Genomic DNA, 23772 nt, shown 5'->3' on the forward strand with positions numbered 1-23772 from the left:
TTCAGCTTCTCAAATTAATTATTATCGATTATATTTGCAGTTGTTCAAAACGAATATTATTTAATATCAATTATATATAAAAATGAAACACACAAAAGTTAGAGACTTATTAAACAGTACGACGACGTTACAGGAAGTGAATGCAAAAGGATGGGTGAGAACTTTTAGAAATAATCAGTTCATCGCTTTAAATGACGGTTCTACAATTAATAATATACAATGTGTTGTTGACTTTGAAAATACTCCAGAAGAAACTTTAAAAAGAATCACGACTGGAGCTGCAGTTTCTGTAATTGGAACTTTGGTTGAAAGTAAAGGTGCAGGTCAGAAATATGAAATTCAAGTAAACAAACTTGAAATTCTTGGAGATTCTGATGCAGAGAAATTCCCAATGCAGCCTAAAAAACACTCTTTAGAATTTTTACGTGAAAACGCTCACTTGCGTGTACGTACAAATGCTTTTGGTGCGATTATGCGTGTACGTTCGGTATTGTCTTATGCGGTTCACAGCTATTTTCAGCAAAAAGGTTTCGTTTATGTAAACACGCCAATCATTACTGGAGCAGATGCAGAAGGTGCTGGAGAAATGTTCCAAGTAACTTCTTTGCCATTGGATAATCTTCCAAAAAATGAAGAAGGAAACATTGATTTCAAAAAAGATTTCTTTGGAAAACATACCAACTTAACGGTTTCTGGACAATTAGAAGGTGAAACTTTTGCAATGGCTTTGGGGCAGATTTATACTTTTGGACCAACGTTTAGAGCAGAAAATTCAAATACTTCTCGCCACTTGGCAGAATTCTGGATGATCGAGCCGGAAGTTGCTTTCAACGATCTTGACGACAACATGGATTTGGCTGAAGATTTTATTCAGTATGTAATTAAATATGCTTTAGACAACTGTAAAGACGATTTGAAATTCTTAGAAGGAAGACTTCTTGAAGAAGAAAAATCAAAACCACAGGCTGAAAGAAGCGAAATGGCATTGTTAGAGAAATTGAACTTCGTATTGGAAAACAACTTCAAACGTGTTTCTTATACTGAAGCAATTGACATTTTAAGAGATTCAACTCCAAATAAAAAGAAGAAATTCCAATACTTAATTAACGAATGGGGAGCAGATTTACAGTCAGAACACGAGCGTTTCTTGGTTGAAAAACACTTTAAATGTCCAGTAATTTTATACGATTACCCAGCAAACATTAAAGCGTTTTACATGCGTTTGAACGACAACACAGAACCAGGAAGAGAAACAGTACGTGCAATGGATATCCTTTTCCCTGGAATTGGAGAAATCGTTGGTGGTTCTGAAAGAGAAGAGCGTTACGACGTTCTGGTTGAGAAAATGGAAAAACTAGGAATTGATAAAGAAGAATTATACTGGTACTTAGACACTAGAAGATTTGGATCGGCAACTCACGCAGGTTTCGGTTTAGGATTTGAGCGTTTAGTATTGTTTGTGACTGGAATGACAAACATTAGAGACGTAATTCCTTTCCCAAGAACTCCTGGAAGTGCTGAGTTCTAAGAAATAAAGTTTTTGCCACAAAGGCGCTAAGACGCTAAGTTTATTTTTAAACTAACTGAATTAAAGACTCAAAAAAATTAAAATAATACCACGAAGACACAAATTCACAAGTATTATTTTATTTTTTTAGTAAAGATTTAAAAACTTAAAAAAACTTTGTGCCTTCGTGGCAAAACCCTTAAAAAAATATGCTCTCTGAAAGAACGGAAGAAATTGGAAAAATAATTGTAAACGCAGCATTTAAAGTTCACAAACAACTTGGACCTGGATTATTAGAAAGAGTTTATGAAGTTTGTCTTGCTCACGAAATTAGCAAAGCAGGTCTTGATGTAAAACGCCAAGTTGATATTCCAATCGTGTATGATGGAATTGAATTTAGCGAAGGCTTAAGATTAGATTTACTGGTTGAAGATTCTATAATTATAGAAATAAAAGCAGTTGAACAAATAAATCCCGTTTGGGAAGCACAAATCATAAGTCAATTAAAACTACTGAATAAAGATTTAGGCTTTTTAATTAATTTCAATGTTCCGTTAATAAAGAGCGGAATCAGAAGATTTATAAATACAAAAAGAGTATTTTAAATTTTCGTAAAAATAGAAGAAAGCAAACAAAATACTTTGTGTCTTAGTCCTGTTTACGGCAAGAAACAAAAAACAAATAAAAAAAACTTTGTGCCTTCGCGCCTTAGTGGCAAAAAATAGCGCCTTAACTATGCTCAAGCAATTTTTAAATTTAAAATTATCCCAAAAATTATCTCCACAGCAAATTCAGCTGATGAAGTTAATTCAATTGCCTACGCAAGCTTTTGAACAGCGTTTATTAGAAGAAATGAACGAAAATCCAGCTTTGGAAGCTGGTAAAGAAGACGATTACGAAGCTGATGAATACGCTAATGAAGACTATGACGATTATGATGATGCAGAATCAGACAGAATCGAAGCAGACGACATTAACATTGACGAATATCTAAGCGACGACGATACGCCTGATTACAAAACTCAGGTAAACAACTACAGCGACGACGAAGAGCGCGAAACACCTTTTGCGGCTCCAATCAGTTTTCATCAGGATTTAATCAATCAGCTGAATACTTTTATTTTAAACGATGAAGAACGCGAAATTGCTGAATTCCTTGTGGGAAGTATTGATGATATGGGTTATATCCGAAGAAGCATTCCGGACATCGTAGACGATATGGCTTTCACTCAGGGAATTTACACTGATGAAGCAATGGTTGAAAAAATGTTGACGGTAATTCATGAATTGGAACCTTCGGGAGTCGGCGCACGTGATTTACAAGAATGTTTACTGCTTCAACTAAAACATAAAACACCAACTGAATATGTTGATTTAGCCATTGACATTATCGAAAATCAGTTTGATGCTTTTACAAAGAAACATTACGATAAGCTTTTACAGAAATACAGCGTTTCTAACGAACAGCTTAAAAAAGCAATTCATGAAATTGAAAGATTAAACCCAAAACCGGGTGGTTCTTTTGCAGGAAACAATAAAGTTACAGAAAACATTGTTCCCGATTTTGCCATCAGAATTGTTGACGGTGAACTGGAACTAACTTTAAACGGAAGAAATGCTCCTTCCCTGCACGTCTCTAAAGATTATCAGGAAATGATGCAGACGTATAAAGAATCGAAAGATAAATCGACTGCACAGAAAGATGCAGTTCAGTTTATCAAACAAAAACTAGATTCTGCAAAATGGTTTATCGACGCGATCAGACAGCGTCAGGAAACTCTTTTTGTAACGATGAATGCAATTATGCATTATCAGGAAGAATATTTCTTAGACGGTGACGAAACCAAACTAAAACCAATGATCTTAAAAGATATTGCTGATATGGTTGGTTTGGATATTTCGACAATTTCGCGTGTAGCGAACAGCAAATATGTTGAAACGCCATACGGAACTAAACTTATTAAAGAGTTTTTCTCTGAGGCTATGAAAAACGATCAGGGTGAAGATGTTTCAACTCTTGAAATTAAAAAGATTCTTCAAAACACAATTGAGGAAGAAGACAAGAGAAAACCGCTTCCAGATGATCAATTGGCCGAAATCTTAAAAGAAAAAGGGTATCCAATTGCGAGAAGAACAATCGCTAAATACCGAGAACAATTAGATATTCCGGTTGCGAGAATGAGAAAGAAGATTTAAGATTTTTATAGACTATATAGAAATATAAGCTCATTTAAATAACAACCCCGACATGTTTTAAAACATGTCGGGGTTTATTTTTATCAATTAGTTAAAATTAAATAATATTCAATATTCCGTAGGAATATCTCGTGTGTAGAAAAAAATATAAGCGGTATTTCGGTTGTGTCCTATAGGGACACTTGTTCTAACCATTGAATATGCTAAACCATAATCAAACGTTTCTACGGAACGTATATCAGGTGAATCAAATTAAAAATATCTATCAACCAGACATTCCTACGGAATGAATAAATATATTTTTAAAACAAAAAACCCGACAGGTTTTTGAAACCTGTCGGGTTTAACAGCGTCTTTTAAAACGCTAAATTATTTATATTGATCTGGTAAAATTGTTATATCAAATAAAAAAGCTTTCTTTTTATCGCTGTAACTATAAACCAAAGTATAGTCATTATCTCTAAAAACCTGTAATCCCGGATTTGCTTTAGCAGTACTTAACAAACTTTTTTCAATTTCTTCTTGTATCACATTAGTTTCGGCTGTCGCTTTTTCTACATTTGTCAATGTCAAATTATACTGAACAACTCTTTCTTTTGTAAGCGTAACATTTTCTAAACGAATACCTTCCTGAATTTTAAGCGGACAGCTTTTATTGTATTTTTCAACCAGTTCTGTCACTTCGGTTTTCACTTCATCTGATTTTTCAGAAAGAAAGAACTGAAAAAAAACTGCCAGTGCAAGTGCAACTCCAATTACAACTAATAATAAAACATTCTGTTTTCTTTTATTCTGTTTTTCCTCCATTGGTTATTGAAATTTTAAATAAATATAAAAACGGCTTTTACTGATTTTTTTTCATTGCATTAAAATACGCTGCACGGCTAAGCGGCTCATATTCCTCGGTTTCACCAAGCATTACAAGTTTGTCATTATCTGTTTTTCTAAAACTATAATTAGCCAGATTTCCTGTTCTGGTACAAACAGCATGAACTTTCGTAACATATTCTGCTGTTGCCATAAGTGCCGGCATTGGTCCAAACGGATTTCCTTTAAAATCCATATCAAGTCCAGCCACGATTACACGAACACCGCGATTTGCGAGATCATTACAAACTGTTACAATTTCATCATCAAAAAACTGAGCCTCATCAATACCGACAACATCGCATCCCTGCGCCAAAATAGAAATATTGGCTGCAGCCGGAACTGGGGTGGAACGAATTTCATTAGCATCATGAGACACTACCATTTCGTCATGATAACGGGTATCGATAGCGGGTTTGAAGATTTCAACTCTTTGTTTGGCAAACTGTGCGCGCTTTAATCTGCGGATTAATTCCTCGGTTTTACCCGAAAACATTGATCCACAAATAACTTCAATCCAACCAAATTGTTCTTTGTGATTTACTGTATTTTCGAGAAACATTTTGTATTTTTCTGCCTTTAAAAATGAATAGTTTTTATTACTTTGTACTGGTAATAAATCGACGTAAAAATGTACTGTTTTACATTTTTTCAAAAGTAGAAAATTTTTATCAAACGGGAGATTGGCAAACGCTTATTAACAGAAATAAAAAATATCTTTAAAATATCTTTAAGATTTATTCAAGAATAAAGACATTCAAGCATTAAATACACTAAAATACCTTATTCACTATAATTTCAACAGTCATGAAAAAAAAATTGGAAGCCGATTTAATCAGCATTGCACATCGAATTTTAAAGCTTAAGAACAAATCCGATATCAATCAATTATATCTTGAAACTCAGAAATTATATGAGAAATTAGCGATTTTAAAATTTGTAGATGAAAATTTCGACGAGGTAAAACCAACAATCAGCCACAGCGAAATCAGCGCTGAAATTGAAACCATCTTTGAAAACAAAACCATTTCTGAAGAAATTCTTCCGGCTGAAACTGCGATCGAGAATCCAATTCAGGCTGAAGAAGCTGAAATTGAAAAAACTCCGGAACCTGTTGTAATTGAAGAAACACCTGCTGTTGAAGAACCTGCTGCTGAAGAACCTGTTGCTGCTGTTCCTGAAGAAATAACTCCTGAACCTGCCGAAGAAATTACGGAAGAACCAAAAGCACCCGAAATTGAAGAACCGGAAGTTGATGAAGAAGTTGAAAAAACAGAAGAACCGAAAAGCAACATTGGAGAACTTTCGTTTACAACAGTCAGTGATTTAAAACCAATTCCGGATTTTAAACCTGCTTTTGAATTAGATCTTGAAGAAATTAAAGAGGAAGTTAAAGAAGAGCCTAAAATTGAATCAAAATCAACTCCAATTCCAATTGCCTTTGAAGATTTTGGAATCAATTATGCTGATGCACAATTTGTAAAAGTAGACAGCTTTGAGCCTGTTTCTTCAAACAATGATTTAAAAGAACAAAAAAGCGCTCCGGTTTTAGAAACTTCAAGAGAACCAAAATCAGTTTCTTTAAACGACAAGCTGGCAAAAGGTTTTCATATTGATTTGAACGACCGAATTGCTTTCACTAAAAACCTTTTCGGAAACAGTACTGAAGATTACAGCCGTGTTTTAAACCAGTTATTAACTTTTGATTCTTATGCCGAAGCAAAAGATTTTATTGAAAACATGGTAAAACCAGATTATAACAATTGGGAAGGAAAAGACGATTACGCTGAGCGTTTTCTTGGAATTATCGAGAAAAAATTCGCATAACTTTTCACTCACATTTTACATTTCACATAAAAAAATATGTCAAAATTATATATCGTTCCAACGCCAATTGGCAATCTTGAAGACATGACTTTTAGAGCCATTCGGGTTTTAAAAGAAGTCGATTTGATTTTGGCTGAAGACACGCGAACAAGCGGTAAACTCTTAAAGCATTTTGAAATTGGCACGCACATGCACAGCCATCACATGCACAACGAGCATAAAACTACCGAAAATTTAATTGCAAGATTAAAAGCCGGTGAGACCATCGCTTTAATTTCAGATGCAGGAACTCCGGCAATTTCAGATCCTGGATTTTTGCTGACACGTGCTTGTGTCGAAAATAAAATTGAAGTAGAATGTCTTCCGGGCGCAACGGCTTTTGTTCCCGCTCTTGTAAACAGCGGACTTCCAAATGATAAATTTGTTTTTGAAGGTTTTCTGCCTGATAAAAAAGGACGTCAGACTCGTTTTTTGGCTTTAGCCGAAGAAACCAGAACGATGATTTTATACGTTTCTCCGCATAAACTCGTTAAAACTTTAGCCGAATTTGTACAGTATTTTGGAGAGGACAGACAAGTCTGCGTTTCGAGAGAATTATCAAAATTACACGAAGAAAATGTGCGCGGAACAGCAAAAGAAGTTCTGGCGCATTTTGAAAAAACAGCACCACGCGGCGAAATCGTAGTTGTTGTTGCCGGAAAAACAATAACAAAAGAGCCTAAGAAAAGTAAGTTTTCTAAGGATGAAGAAGAATAAATAATTATTTCAGCCACAGATGAAAATGATTCTCACAGATTATTTTAAAAATCCTTTTTAATCCTTTTTATCTGTGACAAAAAAAATCAAATTATAATCATGAGCATACAAGCCTTTTTAGAAAAAGTAAAACAAACTCCAACACAAATTACATTTCCGGAAACCATTGCAGTAATAGAGGAAAACTACAACTTTACTCCAACTGCTTTTCAGAACGGAACACAACATAATGCAGCAGGAGAAAATTCAGGTTCTTGTAAATTATTTTCTTTCGCAAAACTGCAAAACTTAAGTAAAGAAGAAACTTTGGCTTGTTTTGGAGCATTTTATTTTGATGAAGTTTTAGGCGACCCAAACGGAACGAATCACCAAAACATTAGAAATTTCATCAACTTAGGCTGGGACGGAATTAAGTTTGAAGGAAACGCATTAGAAGAAAAATAACATTTGTCCGGCTGAGCGAAGTCGAAGCCCTTTTTATACAAAATATTTTTGCCACAGATTAAAAAGATTAACATAGATTAATATAAAAGTTGACACAAATTAAATTAGTGGAAATTATTGTAATTCATAAAAAAATCTTTTAAATCCTTTTAATCTGTGGCAAAAAAAATTACCAATCAGATTAAACGATTTCAGAAATCTACAATCTAAAATCAATAATCTAAAATCTAAAATCAACCCATGCGTTGGACTTTAAAACCAAAACCTTCTGAAGATAAAATCAAACATTTGGCACAGGCCTTAAATGTAGAAGATTTTGTAGCAACGCTTTTGATTCAGCGTGGTATTGAAACTTTTGAAGATGCCAAGAATTTCTTTCGTCCGTCTTTAGAACATCTTCACGATCCATATTTGATGAAAGATATGGATAAAGCCGTTGCAAGAATTGAACGCGCCATTGAAAATCAGGAAAATATTATGGTTTTTGGCGATTATGATGTCGACGGAACAACAGCAGTTTCTTTGGTTTCATCATATTTAAAATCGCATTATCCTCACATTGCAACTTACATTCCAGATCGTTACGACGAAGGTTACGGAATCTCCTACAAAGGGATTGACTATGCAGACGATAACGGAATTTCCCTAATTATCGCTCTTGACTGTGGTATCAAATCGATCGATCATATCGCTTATGCAAAAGCCAAAAATATTGATTTCATTGTCTGCGATCACCACAGGCCCGGCGAAATTCTACCAGATGCTGTTGCGGTTTTAGACCCAAAAAGAGAAGACTGCTCCTACCCTTATGATGAGTTGTGTGGCTGCGGAGTTGGTTTTAAACTGATTCAGGCTTTAGGTCAAAACCGAAATGAAACGATTGAGGATTTAGTTCCGTATTTGGATTTAGTTGCTACTGCAATTGCAGCCGATATTGTTCCGATTACAGGAGAAAACCGTGTTCTGGCTTATTTTGGGTTGAAAGTGATTAACAGCGAACCAAGACCAGGCATTAAAGCTTTGGTACATCAGGTAAAAAAGAAAGTTTTAGATATTACTGATGTCGTTTTTATTATTTCGCCACGAATTAATGCTGCGGGAAGAATCAAACACGGCAATCACGCTGTCGAATTACTAACCGAATTTGATTTAGAACAAGCCCAGCAATTCGCTTCAGAAATTGAACAATACAATGCTGATCGAAAAGATTTAGACAAAAAAATCACGAAAGAAGCTTTTCAGCAGATTTTACAAAATAACGAAGAAGAACGTTTTTCTACTGTTGTTTTTCAGGAAGACTGGCACAAAGGCGTTATTGGAATTGTAGCTTCAAGATTAATAGAAACCTATTATCGACCGACTTTGGTTTTTACTAAAAGCGGCGACAAATATGCTGCTTCTGCACGATCTGTAAAAGGATTTGATGTTTATAATGCACTTGATGCATGTTCAGAACATTTGGAACAATTTGGAGGCCACATGTACGCAGCGGGAATGACTTTAAAAGCCGAAAATTATCAGCTTTTTAAAGATGCTTTTGAGAAATGCGTGCAGGAAACCATTCAACCCGAAATGCGAACTCCAGAAATCGAAATTGATGCCGAAATTGATTTTTCAGATATTACCCCAAAACTAATTCGGATTTTAAAACAATTTGAACCTTTTGGACCGCAGAATATGACTCCGGTTTTTATGACCAAAGATGTTAAAGACACTGGTTATGCTAAAACTCTGGGCGCAGATGAAGAGCATTTAAGACTTTTCGTCAAACAATCTCTAGGAACCGACGGAATCGCTGCAATTGGCTTTGGACTCGGAAAAAAATTAAATATAGCACAAAATCAAAATCCGTTTCAGCTGGCTTATACAATTGCCGAAAATGAATGGAACGGTAACATTTCAACTCAGCTTATGCTGAAAGACATTAGAACAGATGGAAGAGATTAAATCGAACAAACCTGATCCGTATCAGGCATTGCGTTACAGAGAATTCAACGTATTTTTATTATTGCGTTTTGCGATGGTTTTTGCCTGGTCGATGCAGTTTATTGTAATCGAATGGGAAGTTTACAGTTTAACTAAAAATCCGCTTTCGCTTGGAATTATTGGTTTAATGGAAGTTATTCCGGCTGTTGGAATGGCGTTGTTTGCAGGACATATTGTAGATCAGAAAGAAAAGAAAGGATTATTGGTAAAATGTATTTTAGGTTTTTCAATAATCAGTTTTGGTTTATTTTTACTGACTTGGCCAAAAGTTGTTGGCGGCTGGTCTTCAAATATAATTCTATATTCAATTTATGCATTAGTATTTTTTGGAGGCTTGGTTCGTGCTTTTATGGGACCAACTATCTTTTCTCTTTTATCTTTAATTATCCCTAAAAAAGTATATCCAAATGCGGCAACCTGGAGCAGTTCGGTTTGGCAGATTGGAGCCGTAATGGGACCAGCATTGGCAGGATTCTCAATTAACTGGATTGGCGTTCACTGGTCAATGTGTTTGGTTTTCGGATTCTCAATTCTTTCCTTAATCGCCTTATCGCAAATTAGTGCAAAACCAATCATCAATCCGAAGATTGGAGAATCAATTAAAGACAGCCTTACAGAAGGTTTAACTTTCGTATTTAAAAACAAAATTGTTTTGGGTGCATTATCACTTGATATGATTGCAGTACTTTTTGGAGGAGCCGTTGCATTACTGCCCGTTTTTGCTCAGGATATTTTAAAAGTAGGTTCAGAAGGCTTTGGAATTTTAAGAGCTGCTCCTGCTGTGGGTGCTTTTATTACAATGATTGTTTCGGCTTATGTGCCTCTATATAAAAATGCAGGAAAGAAACTTTTAATTGCCATATTTGTTTTTGGATTATCAATCATTCTATTTGGTCTTTCCACCTATTTCTGGCTTTCTGTTTTTGCTTTATTCTTAAGTGGATTAGCTGACGGAATTTCAGTAGTAATCCGCCAAACGATTTTACAGCTTAAAACTCCGGATCATATGCGCGGACGTGTTGGTGCTGTAAATTCAATTTTTGTTGGATCTTCTAATGAATTAGGTGCTTTTGAAAGCGGCGCAACAGCTAAATTAATGGGCGCTGTAACATCGGTTGTTTTTGGAGGAAGTGTTACGCTTTTAACTGTTGTTTTCACTGCATTAAAATCGCCGACTTTTAGAAATTTAGATTTAAAAAGAGATATGGATGAACATCATAAATTGGAATAGATGAAGTCATTTCTTGTTTCTTTTTTTCTCCTGTTTTGCTTTTTCGCTAACGCTCAAAATCTGTATATCAAAACGTACGGAAATGAAAAGAACAAACCCGTAATTTTTATTCATGGAGGCCCAAGCGGCAATGCAACTTTGTTTGAAGGAACGACAGCTCAAAAACTGGCCGATCAGGGATTTTATGTTATTGTTTATGACAGAAGAGGCGAAGGAAGATCGGCAGATCCTGACGCAAAATTTACTTATGAAGAAGCTTTTCAGGATCTGAATTCAATTTATGCAAAATATCATTTAAAGAAAGCTGTTTTACTCAGCCATAGTTTTGGCGGTTTGGTTGCGACACTCTATGCAAATAAATATTCGCAAAATGTGAGCGCTTTGGTTTTAGCCGGAGCTTTGTTTTCACAGCAGGAAACGTACGATCATATTTTAAATACGCTGAAGAAAAAATATAGCAGTGATTCTGAACAATTAAAAAGAATACACGTTGTAGAGAATCTCGATAAAAATTCGGCCGAATATCGAAAAAAGTGTTTTGAACTCGCAGGAGAAAACGGCTTTTTTAAAATGCCAAATCCAACCGCAGAATCTAAAAAGCTATATACTGATTATGAAGCGGGCGAATTCTATAAAACCAATATTCGAAACAAAAACGCGCCTTTACTTTTTTATCAAAACGAAAAGCAAAATAATATTGACAGCAGACCATTTTTAAAGAAAATAAAAGCTGCTGGAGTTCCTATTCATGCTGTTTACGGAAAAGAAGACGGCATTTTTTCATCGGCACAAATTAAATCCATTAAAGATCTGGCTGGCGAAAAACACTTCGCTTTTCTAGATAATTGTTCTCATTATTTATTTGTAGACCAGCAAAAAGAATTTCTTGACAACATAAAAAAATGGCTTAAATAATCTTTTTCATTTTTTATGAATTTTTTATTTAGAATTAATATAAATAATATTTATATTTGTTGGAATAAAAGGATCAACGATGAGAGAAATAGAACAGATATATCATAACAATTTTGGAATTGCCTTTTACTGGAAACAAAACAGCCAAACCATTCTTGACAAAGTTCAATTGGTTTTTAAAGAAACAGGCTTTTATTTTACAATTTCCGAATTGAATCAGTTTTGTGATTTAATTGAAGACAGCCTTCTTGAAAACACCTGCTGCGAAGCTTGCGAAATGAAATATTCCTGCCATAAATTTTTATTGAAAACGCCATGCAATTCAATAGATCTTGCCGTTTCTATGACCGAATTAAAATCGATTAAAGATTTAGTTGAAGGTTCTTTGTTTAAAATTGAACTTGATGAATATGTTTACGGAGTTGGGCTAAACTAAGAATTATTCTAAATAAATTAACACTATTTTTTCATTATTGAAATATATTTTGTTTGTATTCAAAATAAAGTATATTTACTACAATGAAAAATACCTGCATTTTTATTGCTTTTATGGTTTTGTCGGTTTTCTTAACAAACTGCACAAACAAATCTGATGAATATATTGATCCGCGTGGTACTAACTATGCCGGTTCAGAAAGCTGTATTCAATGTCATAAAGCAGAATCAGAATCTGCTTTTCACAGTTCACATTTTAAAGCAACTTCTCCCGCTCTTAAAGAAAACGTCTTGGGTCATTTTTCGAAAGGAAAAAACACTTTTGTATACGACAAAAACACCAAACTGGTGATGGAAGAGCGAAACGATACTTTATATCAGGTTTTGTATAAAAACAATAAAGAAGTTGAAGCTTATCCTTTTGAGGTTTTGTTTGGTGTTAAACATGCTCAGACCAGTGCATATTGGAAGAATCATTACACATACGAATTGCCTGTTTCTTATTATAAATCTTTAAACAGCTGGGCAACAAGTCCGGGATATTCGGCAACTGTACCAAATTTTGAAAGAAAAATTGAAAAAGAATGTTACGGCTGTCACAGTTCAAACATAGCAAGCAGATATATTACAACGAGTTCAGACAGCATTACGTTCACGAACATGGAAGTAGAAGACTTTATGAACTCAAAAACGTTAATCTATGGCATAGACTGCGAGCGATGCCACGGCCCGGCAAAAAAACATGTGCAGACTCATTTAAAGTTTCCTGATTTAAAACTGGCACAGGATATTGTTTCTTTTAAAAAATTAACACGACAACAAAAAATAGATGCCTGTGCAATTTGTCATTCAGGAAATGATAAACTAAAAATAAAATCTCGTTTTGAGTTTAGACCCGGCGATAATCTTCTGGATTATTTTAGAGGCGTTCCGGGATCAAATGATAATAAAGTTTACGATGTTCACGGCAATCAGCTTGGATTATTATCACAAAGTAAATGTTTCAAGAAAAACGAAACTATGACTTGTATGAACTGTCACAATCCGCATGAGAATACTTCTAAAAGCATGGTTTCGTATTCTAAAATCTGTATGAGCTGTCATCAGGATTCAAAACACACTCCAGAAACCCTAAAAACTGTATCAAAAACAGCAATGACAGAAAATTGCATAGAATGCCATATGCCAAAACAGGATTCAAATGCTATTCGTTTTCAGCAGTCAAATACTGCTGCAATGTCTAGTTATTCGTTACGAACACACAAAATTGGGATTTATACGGCTAATAAGAAGTAATTATTTCTTGTATTCCTTAAGTTCGAAAGTTTCTCCGTCGAAAACGCCATAAGTAAAGTAGCCAATCCAGTCGCCCAGATTAACATACTCGGAATTTTCGCCAACTGAACGAATCATTGGTAAATGACGATGCCCAAAAATGAAATAATTATAATGTTTGGTTTCTAGTTTTCGCTTAGCGTACAAGATAAGCCATTCTTTTTCTTCACCTAAAAACTTAATATCTTCATCTCCAGAAATCAATTTATTTTTAACTGATAGATATTGCGCCAAGCTAACGCCAACATCTGGATGAAGCCAGCGGAAAAGCCATTTTGAAAACGGATTTGTAAATACCTTTTTCATTCTTTTATAGCCTTTATCGCCAGGACCTTTTCCGTCTCCGTGACCAATTAAAAAGGTCTTTCCGTTAAAAGTAAATTCTTTGTTATCGTGATACACCGGAATATTCAATTCGGTTTCAAAATAATCATTCATCCAAAGATCATGATTACCAACAAAAAAATAAATGGGAATACCGCTGTCGCGAATTTCAGCCAGTTTACCTAAAATTCGAACAAATCCTTTTGGTACAACGGTTTTATATTCGAACCAAAAATCAAATAAATCTCCTAATAAAAAAATCGCTTCTGCATCTTCTTTAACCTCATCAAGCCATGCTACGAATTTCTTTTCGCGCGGTAAACTCAATTCTGGAGTCGGCGCACCAAAATGCTGATCTGAAGCAAAATATATTTTTTTCATTTAGATTGTTAGATTGTTAGGCTTCTTAGATTTTTAAACAACTAAGATAAAATCTTTTGACTTTGGACTTTTTACAAATTATCAGATGCGTACCACTCTGCAAACGAAGATTCTGTTTCCTGAAGTTTTAATGAGAAAAGAGAAATTCCAGCAGGCAGACGGTTTTTAATTCTTTCTGCAAAATCTACAACCATGTTTTCACTCGTTGGCTGATAATCAACTAAAATAACATGATGGCCGCGATTTTTTAATTCATTTGCCAATTCTATATGCGGTGTCGTTTGGTTAAAAACAGTCGCATGATCAAACTGATCGACGATTTCTTCTTTTACAATTTTCTTTAGGTCAGAAAAGTCAATTACCATTCCGAACTTTACATTCGATCGGTCAGTAATTGGCGAACCAATAACCGTTACCGATAATTTATAACTGTGTCCGTGAACGTTCTTGCATTTTCCGTCGTAACCGTACAATGCATGCCCGGTTTCGAAACTAAATTGTTTTGTAATTCTGATATTACTCATCGATTTTTAATTTAAGGTTGCAAATTTACAAATTAATAACCGTTTTTATCTCTTTTTTTAGCACGGTTATACATCCACAAGGCAATTCCTCCTAAAACCAGAAACGGAATGAAAGATCCAATAACAACTCCTATTTGGTAACTGCTGTCTGGCGCGTGTTTTATTTTTTCTGCAACATCGACATTTTGAAATAGTGAAATGATAGTCATGTTCAATAATTTATATAGTGAAAAATTGTTTTTAAAATGTTTTTCAAAACTATGTTACTATTTCTCTAAAATCAATGACTAATATCATACCTATTTTTTAAACTGTAACAAAGCATTTCTGCTGAAATCAGATAAAATGAGTTTACCTGTAATAGCTGCGCGTTCAAACAAAAGAGATTCCCATTGTTCTGTACCTTCCCAGATAATCTTTTTCATTTCTTTTAAAGCTTCGGGATTGTATGAGCTTAATTTTTGCGCAAAACTCTCAACTTCGGCATCAAGGTTTTCAGCATTGCTTAAAACAGAATATAATCCTTTTTGAAAAGCCCAATCTGCCGATTTCCATGCGTGCGCTCCCAAAGTCATTTCGGCCATTGCAGTTCTACCTATTTTTCGTGAAACAGCCGGTTCGATAACAAAAGGACCAATACCAATGGCAAGTTCTGATAATTTTACATCACTTTCTGGAGTCGCAAAAACATAATCGCAGGCAGAAATAATTCCTACGCCGCCTCCAACAGCTTTTCCCTGAACACGGCCAATAATCAGCTTATTACAATTGCGCATTGCATTTATTAAATGTGCAAAACCAGAGAAAAATTCAGTTCCCTGTTCTTCATTTTCTACCTGCAAAAGTTCATCAAACGAAGCGCCTGAGCAAAATGCTTTTGTGCCTTCACTTTTTAATATAATTACCGAAACATTTTCATTTCGGCTTAATTCATTAATTTCAGATGTAAGTCGGTCTAATAATTCACGCGGGAAAGAATTACTTGCCGGATGCCCAAACTGCACCGTGGCAATTGTATTTTGAAAAGAGGATTCTAAAGAACCCTTTATAATTTCTGAACTCATAAAAACAGTTTTAATGTAAAGTTACGCTTTTGAAAAATATTTTGCCTGTTAGGTTCCTAAATTTGTTTTTTGAAAATTAAATGACTTTATTTGCTATGACTTTGGGGGATTAGCTCATTTGGCTAGAGTACTTGCCTGGCAGGCAAGGGGTGACCGGTTCGAATCCGGTATTCTCCACAAAAACAAAACCCTTGTAAATTTAGTTTTACAAGGGTTTTATTTTTCACAATACTATTCCTTTTCTATTTTCCTGAGTCTTTCAAAATATTGTGGCTTATTCTAACATATTTTTATCTTTTTAGGAACTTCTCTCATTGAAATAAATTTTAATTTAGATTTAATTCAAGTTTAGAATCTAATTTTTAAACAAGAAAAATAATACTCATTATGACACGAAAAGAATTTATAAAAGAATGGGGAAAAGCAAAAAAGTTTCATTATAATGGCAGCTTTCAGGAATCTATAGAAGTCTATAACATACTAGTCCCAATAATTGAAAACATTGAAAGTGTAATGCCAAAAGACAAAGACACTTCAAGTGAGTACTATAAACAACAAATTCTATTTGAAAAAGCAATGTTTTGGGGAGATTTTTCTGCACCACTAGGGGATGATGGCCATTTTGAATTGGCTTTAGAAGCTTCTAAAAAAGCATTATTTTATAAAGAAAAAGGCAATTTCAACACTCTACTTTACATATACTTCAATACAGCCAACATATATTTGTTTAGCAAAAATTATGAAGATGCGCTTATTTGGTATGATAAAGCTTTATTCGAAAACAACACTAATAGCATTTGGCTTAATGAAAAAGATAAAGCTGACTATTACCTTAACAAAGCAGAAGCACTTTATTTTTTAAAACGTTACGAAGAAGCCGAAAAATGGTTTACAGAATCAATTGATGCAGTACAAAATAATCAAGATTTTGAACCTTTTTATTTTCTATCTCTCTTGAATAAACTTAAAGGTGATGAAAAGCAAAGTCAAAAATTTCACAAGATGTTTTTAACTCGAAAAAACAAATTGAGTGAAAAAGCTTTTTTGCAAAGAATTAGATTTTATGATCAAACCGTATTTTAATATTTACTCTTATTCAGAGTATCATTTCTCATTAGCAGAGTCCTCAGCATCTACATCGTCTTTTTCAGTCTTATTAAAATCATTATTCAGTAAGTCTGTTAGTTTCTTTTTTTCTTTTTGATTTTTTCTAATTGTCAGTACAACCAAAACAACAACCAATAGTACGACAGCTCCTATTACAATCCAGTTAATTTCCATAGTTTTAATTTTGAATAAAAGTAAAAATTAAAACTATTCACCATATTATCAAAAGGTTAAGCATTTTATCTTTGAGTAAAAACTTAACTTGATACAAATATCACATTTGAAAGATATTTCTTTAAATAGGTTTCATATTTTTGTTCAGTAATCAGAATTAAAAAATGAATCAAACTGTAAAACCCAAAATAGTATCATTCTTCAAAAAACTCATTATAATTGCGTTTTTACTTTTCATTTTTACTTTCGCAGAAATATATTGGGCAATGGGAAGTTTTTCTGATAGAATTTCCAGCGGAAATCCAGACAGTCATTTTTTTGACGATGCTTATTTAATATCCGTTTTTACGACCGTATTTCTAACAATTGTGTTTCTGCTATTTACTTTCATAAAAAACAAATATTTAAAAATTACAATTGAATTAATATGCTTAATTTCAGTTTGGTTTTTCTGGAATTACAGCATTTTTGTCGATCGTGAATCTTCGTGGAGCACTTATCTTTTTAAAGAAGAATTGTTTTATACGCTTTCATTGTCGTTTCTGCCTATTGGGGTTTTGTCCATTGTTACTGTATTTACTTTACATTATATCTTAAAAAATTATGAGTCAGAGTAAAAAAATAATATTGCGAACCTATTTTATTATCTGCGGACTTTTTGTGCTGGACTGTCTGTTGTATTATTTTAAAGAAATTAGTCTTCGCGGCTATTACAGCGATGTGGTTTTATCATGGTTCTGGCTGATAAGCAGTTTTTTAATTATTATCGTTTTTTGGAAAAAGCTCTTAGCAAAACTCTTTTTGGCAGCATTACTTGTAACATTTGCAATGAGCATTATTGCTATGATGCTTCCTTTTTATACTTTATTACTTTCGAGCACGTCTTTAGGTTTATACCAAAATAAAGATCTTAACAAAAATTACAGAGCACAAATTGTAGGCTACGGTGTTATGGTTAATCCGTGGCTTGAAATAATTGAGAAAAAAGGTTTATTTGAAAAAAGAATTATCAAATGCACCGATTCTCAGCTTATGGATGACAATCTGGATATCAAAATCAGAACAGCAAAAGATATCATTTTTAAAAGTGAAACTGACAGTACCATTACGCTGACTTTGTTTTACGGCGGACCAAACAAAACCATTACTTTCGATAAAAAAACAGGAAATATTGTATCGCAAATGCTCAATATAAAAGGACTGACTCAAAAATATGGCGGAACATGGTACGATGAAACCCAAAAATTGTATCTCACTTTTTATTTCGAAGAAGGATATGATTATGCAACCGTAAACACCTGGACTGGCAGCATAGATAAAAAAGAGAATATTGACGCTTATAAAGCTTTTATAAAAGATAATAAATTAATCTTTCCTGCAGAAAACAGCGATCATCACGCACCTTATTGTGAAATAGATATTCAATATAATTTACTGGTTTACAAATGCAATGAGGGATTTAATTTTTCTGATAATTTCCTAAACACAAAAAAACCAATTTCTGTAACAAAATATAAACGCATAACAGATTAATTCTTCTTACAAATTGTAAATTTTCTATCTTGTACAACCTTTATTAAACCCCAATTTAATTTATGAAAATAAAACTATACGCCCTTTCAACAGTTCTTACGCTGTTCCTTTTTTCCTGCAACAAAAAAGAAAATACAACAGGTACACTTCCAGAAGTAACTGAACACACAGAAACTGAAACCGACACTTTACAAGAAGCAGAAGAAACCCAGCGAAAAGAAAGTATTTATCTATTTACCCTTACGCCAAAAGACAGCAGCGATATTGCTTTTGTTTCTCTTTCTGATATTTACCCGGCTGGCGAAGAAAAAGACACGCTTGCTTTACCCAACATAGAAAAAATGGGAAAAGAAAATGCGTCCTATTTTACGTTTGACAAAAACTACAGAAAAAGATTTTTCTCTAAAACCAATATTTCTGAAACCGATTCATTGTTTGTTTACGATTATGCCAAAAACAAACTGGTTTCTTTTGCTGTAAAAAACCTGAAAACTGCCGCAATGTTAAATGGATATTCTTCAGAAGAAGACTGGCCGTATCACAATTATGATTTTATGATTGGTTTTGAAATCAATAAAAAATATTTAAACGGATTCAGTGAATATTACAGAGATGCATTGGTATATGTAGGTAAAGAAAATCCGTTTTCAAAAGAACGTTTGAAACCTATTACATGGAAAAAAATTGCAAAAAAGGATTATCCGCCTAAAGCTTTAAAAAATAACGATCGTAATTTGCTAAAGAACACAATAACAGGCAATACCTATTTTTATAAAACTGACAGTCATGAGTATTTTTTACAAGACTATCTGGACAGCAATAAAATAATTTATGGCAGACGCCTTTTAGTTGTCGATTCTAAAACCAAAGATGTTATAATCGAAAAACTTTTCAGCCAAAGCGAAGGCACATCTCCTACTCCATTAAATTATGAAAATGGAGAAGATTCTATTGATCAATGGACGGGGAAACTTTTTAAAAATAAACCTGCCGTTGTTTTTGGTTTCGAATATCTTTCTTTTGGCTGTCCGAGTATTTCTGTAATCGACAAATCAAATGAAGAAATTAATATCCAATGCGATAATCGTCATTAAGAATTAAAAATTCAAATTCTAAATTCCAACTACAAAAATTAAATTTATACAATGGAAGAAATTAAAAACCGTATCGCTGCATGCGAACTTGAATATGATGAAATCCAGGAGTCCTCTTTGGCTTCAGATGAAGAAATACAAGAATTGACTTCTTATTTTTCTCTGCCTCTGCCACAAGAATTAATCACTTTTTACAAGACTGTCGGCGGTATAGAATCTGATGAAACTTTCCGTATTTCTTCAGCTGAAAACCTAATCAGATACATGAAACAAAGAACATCTTTTTCTCATAATTCTGCAGGTATTATTGATATGATTATTGCTTTTTGGGCAAATGACAGACCAGAACTTCAAGAATATAAGCTTCTTACCGAAGAACAAACTCAAAAAATAAACGAGGCCTTTCCGTGTATTGGCTGGATGATGTCTGAAGAAGATATTAATGAAAGCGGCGAATATGTTATTTTCGACAAAAACGGAAACTTCGCAAATATTTATTGCCATCAGGATAATATAAAAGCTGCCACAAATGAATTACTGAAACATCTGGAAACTGGTCTTCCGGAAAGATCTCTTGAAAATGTTTTGGAAGAATTATTTGAACGTGCCGAAGGAAATTTAAGCCGATGGGACTAAAACATCCATCTTCAAAATTTAAAACTACTATAAATCTAAAACTCATACTATGTCTGAATTAAGCTCTTTATATTGCAAAGTAAAAATTACAAAACCACAGCTGGAGAAGTTTTTAAACAGCCCGCTCGAAGAACCAGAATTAAATAAAAACTGGCTTGACTATTGGGAAAGTCGAAAAATGTATTCAAAATCGGTTTTGACTCAGGAACTGCTTCGCACATACAACGACGATATTAATAAGGAAGTTATCGAAGGCTGGATTGATTATCCCGAAGCAATGGCGTTTTCAGATTATGATGAAACAACCGAAGAATGGAATTGGGGAATGATGTTTTTTAGTGAAAACTTTGTAGAAATGATTCCAATGTTTGCTTTTATCATAAGCATGGAAAAATATGTAACTGAAAGTACTGAAAACAAAGCAATTGTTTTTCCCTTCTTTTGGGGAGATAATGCTGTTCATGCTTATATTGAGTTTAAAGATGGAAAAGCGGTATTGAGCCCAAAAGCGCAAACCTCAAAAGATATAGATCCAGAGTTTTTAGAAAAAACAAAAGATTTCCTCAACAAAAAATGGGATCAGCTTTCTAAAGAAATGGATTTAGACAATTTAGATTAATCTTTAAAAGTCATTATTAATGATCAATCAAGAAAACTTAAAATTATATACATTCAAGGATCTCAAAAGAATTCTCCCTTCGGGCACTCCATTTGAGAAATTATACGAAAAAGCAAAAGACAAAGAAAAATTTGACCAGCAGTTTATATGCGTTTACGAAGGGAATGTTGAAACTGAAGCTTTTAATCCGCATGACGAAGTACATTGGGGCGTTTATTATAAATTTATAGAAGAAAAAGAGAATATTCCGCTTTTCTCTGTTCCTGTTATTTTAGGAAATGTTACTTGCAAAACAGCTTCTCTGCGTGAAGTTTTAATAACTGGAAATCTTCACACTAAAAATCTCGATGTTAATTATACCTCGAGACCCAATACTTTTTCGCAGATAATGGGCAATGTAACTGTAGACGAAGTTTTGTTTACAACCGGAAAAGGTTTAGGCGGTAAAACATTTAACTTTCAGGTAAATGGCCATGTAAATATCCATACCTGGATTAATCTTGAACAGGCAGCTATTAAGGCAAAATCTTTAACGGTTAAAAAAGAATTTTCTTTTCCGCAGGTTTATGCTGCCGAAGACAGAAGTAAACACGCCCAAAAGAAAACAGATTGGAGCCGCCATAGTCTTGAAGAACTTACAAATCACTTCAACAAAGAACATCTTAATCTGGAAGAATATGAAAACTATGTCGATTTCTTTTTTCGTGTTCCTACTAAACTTTCAAAAGCAGATTATGACTATTTGATAAAATAATAAACTCAGTCTGCTTTCTCATAAAGGATAGAAATTTAATTATTTTCTATCCTTTTTTTTACTTAAAAAAATGGCTTATTTTAATATAAATATAGCTTTTACAGCAGTAACATACGGTCTCAAACATATTAATTTTGTAAGGTTTTTACATTATTAAATACTGGTCTATTTTTATGTTACAGCATAACATTCCTCTACATCTAAAAAAGGTTGAGAAAAATATAATTCTTTGCCCTTTTCTATTCCTTTCTTTTTCAGGGGAACTTTGGTTTCTATCTGACTCTCTTTTTACCTCAGACAATTATAACCTCGCATTGGTTCTCATAGTATTGCTGTCACTTATTACATTTTTAAACGAAGCATTCGTTTTTTATGGAAACTATTTTGACCAAATGAATTTGGTAAAATGGAAGATATAGAAAACTGCACTTATTCCATAAACAGTACTTAATATGTATAGAAGTTCAGAATACCAGAGTTTAAAACAAAAAACAAAAAGAAAAATTCTCCATATTTTCTTGTCAGCAAAAAAGTTTTTTCAAATAGAAGCAAATAAAAAAATCAATAATGGTTTATTATTATCAAATTAAAAATAAGTCCTTAACACAAAAGATGTTGTTAGGTGAAACCTGTCCGGTTTGTAATAAAAAAGACACTTTACAACTTACCCTAAACATGAAATATGTATCGAGCATTGTTCCTGTTTTTGGAATGGGCCGTACTACTAGTATCTATTGCACAGCATGCAATCATATTGTGTCAGAAACAGATTCTGCGTATGCAAAGAATTATTCGGAAAATATTAAAAACGAGATAAAAAAACTTCCCAAGACATATAAACCTGCAATTTGGCAGTTATTGTATCCTTGGACAGGCATTTTGTTATTCGTTGGACTTATTATTACTGGTTTTGCGGCGACACACATAAAAGAATACAAAAACTCTAAAATACAAGAAATGCTAGACAAACCACAATCTGGAGATATCTACAAAAGTGACTGGTATGAAAATGGCATGAGATTCTCAAATGGAACTTTGGTAAAAGTTTTACGCATAAAAGGCGATACCCTTACTATTGTGCGTTCCTTGCATATAATTGAAGGAGCAGCCATATACAAGAAGGAAAATTGGGAAAAAATACCAACGGATAGAGCATCTTTTTCATCAAAAGAGCATAAAATAAAATTATCACGATTTTTAAAAGATCTGGAATTTGAAGAATTCAGCACCTATACAACACATTTTTTAGGCAGAGTGATGGGCAACGGCGATTCTAATTATGAATTTGATGTAGTAGAACGAAAATAATTTTGAATTTTATGCATCATATCTGTTTTATTAAAATATAATTTAAAACTCCATTAGGAGTTACATATTGGTAGAAAAAACATTACACACAGACTATTTGTCCCGTAGGGACTTTATAAATCAGAAGAGCAAAGATTTATTCCGCGTAATACTTCTTATAACCCAAAATACTAAAACAATAAAATCGTATGAAAAGTTGTATTTTTACTTCTTTTAAACGCTAAATCGTATTTTACCAAAACAAGTCTGTTTTTTACTGAAAATCGATTTGTAAAAGTTTTTTTAAATACCTTTGAATTATGAGCACAGCAACAAAACCAAATCATATAGGGCGAAAAATAAGCCGTATTCGTGAACTTCGCGATATGAAGCAAGAAGCTTTGGCACAAGCTTTAGGAACAAACCAGCAAGCTATTTCTGCCATAGAAAATAGTGAAACTATAGACGAGGCAAAACTTATTGAAATAGCAAAAGCACTTGGTGTAACTCCAGAAGCTATAAAAAGTTTTTCGGAAGAAAATGTGTTTAATTATTTTAACACATTCACAGATAGCCACGGAAATTTTGGAAATTTTGCCAGTGGAGCAATTTGCAATTTCAATCCTCTTGACAAAGTAGTTGAACTTTATGAGCGTTTGGTTCAGGCTGAAAAAGATAAAGTTGAGTATTTAGAAAAATTAATGAAGGAGAAATAAGTCCTTTCTATTTATCATATAAAAAAGCCATTTCTAAAAACAGAATTGGCTTTTTGTTTT

At 33.5% G+C, this 23772-nt stretch carries 27 protein-coding genes and 1 tRNA gene; 21 read left to right on the forward strand and 7 right to left on the reverse strand.

What is annotated here, in order from left to right; translation table 11 throughout:
* Positions 1-82: 82 nt before the first annotated feature.
* The 3 genes from asnS to rpoN all read left to right on the forward strand — a co-directional run bounded on the left by asnS (position 83) and on the right by rpoN (position 3703).
* Positions 83-1528 (forward strand): asparagine--tRNA ligase, encoded by a 1446-nt coding sequence (gene asnS, locus PQ462_RS21950; RefSeq protein ID WP_012022674.1) that lies wholly within the window; start codon positions 83-85, stop codon positions 1526-1528.
* A 188-nt stretch (positions 1529-1716) separates the two neighbouring features.
* A complete protein-coding gene (locus PQ462_RS21955) occupies positions 1717-2112 on the forward strand; it encodes a GxxExxY protein (protein ID WP_274251580.1) in 396 nt (131 codons plus the stop codon).
* A 130-nt stretch (positions 2113-2242) separates the two neighbouring features.
* Positions 2243-3703 carry an RNA polymerase factor sigma-54 gene (rpoN, locus tag PQ462_RS21960; protein WP_274251581.1) on the forward strand — a complete coding sequence of 487 codons (1461 nt, stop codon included), beginning with the start codon at positions 2243-2245 and terminating at the stop codon, positions 3701-3703.
* A gap of 369 nt (positions 3704-4072) precedes the next feature.
* On the opposite strand, the gene PQ462_RS21965 is transcribed toward rpoN, so the two are convergent.
* Positions 4073-4510: a hypothetical protein gene (locus tag PQ462_RS21965; RefSeq protein ID WP_274251582.1), complete on the reverse strand. Its 438-nt coding sequence runs from the start codon at positions 4508-4510 to the stop codon at positions 4073-4075.
* A gap of 37 nt (positions 4511-4547) precedes the next feature.
* Positions 4548-5132 carry a thymidine kinase gene (locus PQ462_RS21970; RefSeq protein WP_012022677.1) on the reverse strand — a complete coding sequence of 195 codons (585 nt, stop codon included), beginning with the start codon at positions 5130-5132 and terminating at the stop codon, positions 4548-4550.
* A gap of 245 nt (positions 5133-5377) precedes the next feature.
* Here PQ462_RS21970 and PQ462_RS21975 point away from each other — a divergent pair, with 245 nt between their 5' ends.
* From PQ462_RS21975 to PQ462_RS22010, 8 genes are all read left to right on the forward strand, one after another.
* Complete coding sequence (locus PQ462_RS21975) at positions 5378-6397, forward strand: hypothetical protein (protein WP_274251583.1); 1020 nt, start codon at positions 5378-5380, stop codon at positions 6395-6397.
* 36 nt (positions 6398-6433) lie between these two features.
* On the forward strand, positions 6434-7153 hold the full coding sequence (gene rsmI, locus PQ462_RS21980; RefSeq protein WP_111365779.1) for a 16S rRNA (cytidine(1402)-2'-O)-methyltransferase: 720 nt from the start codon (positions 6434-6436) through the stop codon (positions 7151-7153).
* Positions 7154-7252: 99 nt separating this feature from the next.
* Positions 7253-7597: a HopJ type III effector protein gene (locus PQ462_RS21985; RefSeq protein WP_274251584.1), complete on the forward strand. Its 345-nt coding sequence runs from the start codon at positions 7253-7255 to the stop codon at positions 7595-7597.
* Positions 7598-7837: 240 nt separating this feature from the next.
* Positions 7838-9544, forward strand: a complete 1707-nt coding sequence (recJ, locus tag PQ462_RS21990; protein WP_274251585.1) for a single-stranded-DNA-specific exonuclease RecJ — start codon at positions 7838-7840, stop codon at positions 9542-9544.
* A complete protein-coding gene (locus tag PQ462_RS21995) occupies positions 9531-10814 on the forward strand; it encodes an MFS transporter (protein WP_012022681.1) in 1284 nt (427 codons plus the stop codon). The genes recJ and PQ462_RS21995 overlap by 14 nt, the downstream gene beginning before the upstream one ends.
* On the forward strand, positions 10815-11729 hold the full coding sequence (locus tag PQ462_RS22000; RefSeq protein ID WP_274251586.1) for an alpha/beta fold hydrolase: 915 nt from the start codon (positions 10815-10817) through the stop codon (positions 11727-11729).
* A gap of 79 nt (positions 11730-11808) precedes the next feature.
* Positions 11809-12165 carry a hypothetical protein gene (locus tag PQ462_RS22005; RefSeq protein ID WP_012022683.1) on the forward strand — a complete coding sequence of 119 codons (357 nt, stop codon included), beginning with the start codon at positions 11809-11811 and terminating at the stop codon, positions 12163-12165.
* An 83-nt stretch (positions 12166-12248) separates the two neighbouring features.
* Positions 12249-13460: a cytochrome c3 family protein gene (locus tag PQ462_RS22010; RefSeq protein WP_274251587.1), complete on the forward strand. Its 1212-nt coding sequence runs from the start codon at positions 12249-12251 to the stop codon at positions 13458-13460.
* Here the strand turns inward: PQ462_RS22010 and PQ462_RS22015 are convergent, their stop codons facing one another.
* The 4 genes from PQ462_RS22015 to PQ462_RS22030 all read right to left on the reverse strand — a co-directional run bounded on the left by PQ462_RS22015 (position 13461) and on the right by PQ462_RS22030 (position 15792).
* Complete coding sequence (locus PQ462_RS22015; RefSeq protein WP_274251588.1) at positions 13461-14204, reverse strand: UDP-2,3-diacylglucosamine diphosphatase; 744 nt, start codon at positions 14202-14204, stop codon at positions 13461-13463.
* A 71-nt stretch (positions 14205-14275) separates the two neighbouring features.
* Positions 14276-14728, reverse strand: coding sequence for a 6-pyruvoyl trahydropterin synthase family protein (locus PQ462_RS22020; RefSeq protein ID WP_149206125.1), 453 nt, complete (start codon positions 14726-14728; stop codon positions 14276-14278).
* Between the two features lie 32 nt (positions 14729-14760).
* Entirely contained in the window at positions 14761-14937 is a 177-nt protein-coding gene (locus tag PQ462_RS22025) for a hypothetical protein (protein WP_012022687.1), read from the reverse strand.
* Positions 14938-15027: 90 nt separating this feature from the next.
* Positions 15028-15792, reverse strand: a complete 765-nt coding sequence (locus PQ462_RS22030) for an enoyl-CoA hydratase/isomerase family protein (RefSeq protein WP_274251589.1) — start codon at positions 15790-15792, stop codon at positions 15028-15030.
* Between the two features lie 103 nt (positions 15793-15895).
* On the opposite strand from PQ462_RS22030, the gene PQ462_RS22035 reads away from it, so the two are divergent.
* Together PQ462_RS22035 and PQ462_RS22040 are read left to right on the forward strand one after the other, a co-directional pair.
* Positions 15896-15969: transfer RNA gene (locus tag PQ462_RS22035), tRNA-Ala, on the forward strand.
* A gap of 210 nt (positions 15970-16179) precedes the next feature.
* Positions 16180-16875 carry a tetratricopeptide repeat protein gene (locus tag PQ462_RS22040; protein WP_274251590.1) on the forward strand — a complete coding sequence of 232 codons (696 nt, stop codon included), beginning with the start codon at positions 16180-16182 and terminating at the stop codon, positions 16873-16875.
* Positions 16876-16896: 21 nt separating this feature from the next.
* Here the strand turns inward: PQ462_RS22040 and PQ462_RS22045 are convergent, their stop codons facing one another.
* The gene (locus PQ462_RS22045) at positions 16897-17073 is read right to left on the reverse strand and encodes a hypothetical protein (RefSeq protein WP_274251592.1); all 177 of its coding nucleotides are present in this window, start codon (positions 17071-17073) and stop codon (positions 16897-16899) included.
* A 164-nt stretch (positions 17074-17237) separates the two neighbouring features.
* Between PQ462_RS22045 and PQ462_RS22050 the strand changes: the two genes are divergently transcribed.
* From PQ462_RS22050 to PQ462_RS22085, 8 genes are all read left to right on the forward strand, one after another.
* Positions 17238-17690, forward strand: a complete 453-nt coding sequence (locus tag PQ462_RS22050) for a hypothetical protein (protein ID WP_274251593.1) — start codon at positions 17238-17240, stop codon at positions 17688-17690.
* Positions 17677-18606 carry a hypothetical protein gene (locus PQ462_RS22055; protein WP_274251594.1) on the forward strand — a complete coding sequence of 310 codons (930 nt, stop codon included), beginning with the start codon at positions 17677-17679 and terminating at the stop codon, positions 18604-18606. Before PQ462_RS22050 ends, PQ462_RS22055 begins: the two co-directional genes overlap by 14 nt.
* Before the next feature lie 62 nt (positions 18607-18668).
* Positions 18669-19700: an oxidoreductase gene (locus tag PQ462_RS22060; protein WP_274251595.1), complete on the forward strand. Its 1032-nt coding sequence runs from the start codon at positions 18669-18671 to the stop codon at positions 19698-19700.
* A 51-nt stretch (positions 19701-19751) separates the two neighbouring features.
* Entirely contained in the window at positions 19752-20336 is a 585-nt protein-coding gene (locus PQ462_RS22065) for an SMI1/KNR4 family protein (protein WP_274251596.1), read from the forward strand.
* Positions 20337-20385: 49 nt separating this feature from the next.
* Entirely contained in the window at positions 20386-20955 is a 570-nt protein-coding gene (locus PQ462_RS22070; RefSeq protein ID WP_274251597.1) for a hypothetical protein, read from the forward strand.
* A gap of 19 nt (positions 20956-20974) precedes the next feature.
* Positions 20975-21709: a hypothetical protein gene (locus PQ462_RS22075; RefSeq protein ID WP_274251598.1), complete on the forward strand. Its 735-nt coding sequence runs from the start codon at positions 20975-20977 to the stop codon at positions 21707-21709.
* 612 nt (positions 21710-22321) lie between these two features.
* On the forward strand, positions 22322-23017 hold the full coding sequence (locus PQ462_RS22080; RefSeq protein WP_274251599.1) for a hypothetical protein: 696 nt from the start codon (positions 22322-22324) through the stop codon (positions 23015-23017).
* A gap of 299 nt (positions 23018-23316) precedes the next feature.
* Complete coding sequence (locus PQ462_RS22085) at positions 23317-23712, forward strand: helix-turn-helix domain-containing protein (RefSeq protein WP_274251600.1); 396 nt, start codon at positions 23317-23319, stop codon at positions 23710-23712.
* Positions 23713-23772: the final 60 nt, after the last annotated feature.

The sequence above is a fragment of the Flavobacterium sp. KACC 22758 genome, from assembly GCF_028736135.1.
GTDB classification, from domain to species: Bacteria; Bacteroidota; Bacteroidia; order Flavobacteriales; family Flavobacteriaceae; genus Flavobacterium; species Flavobacterium johnsoniae.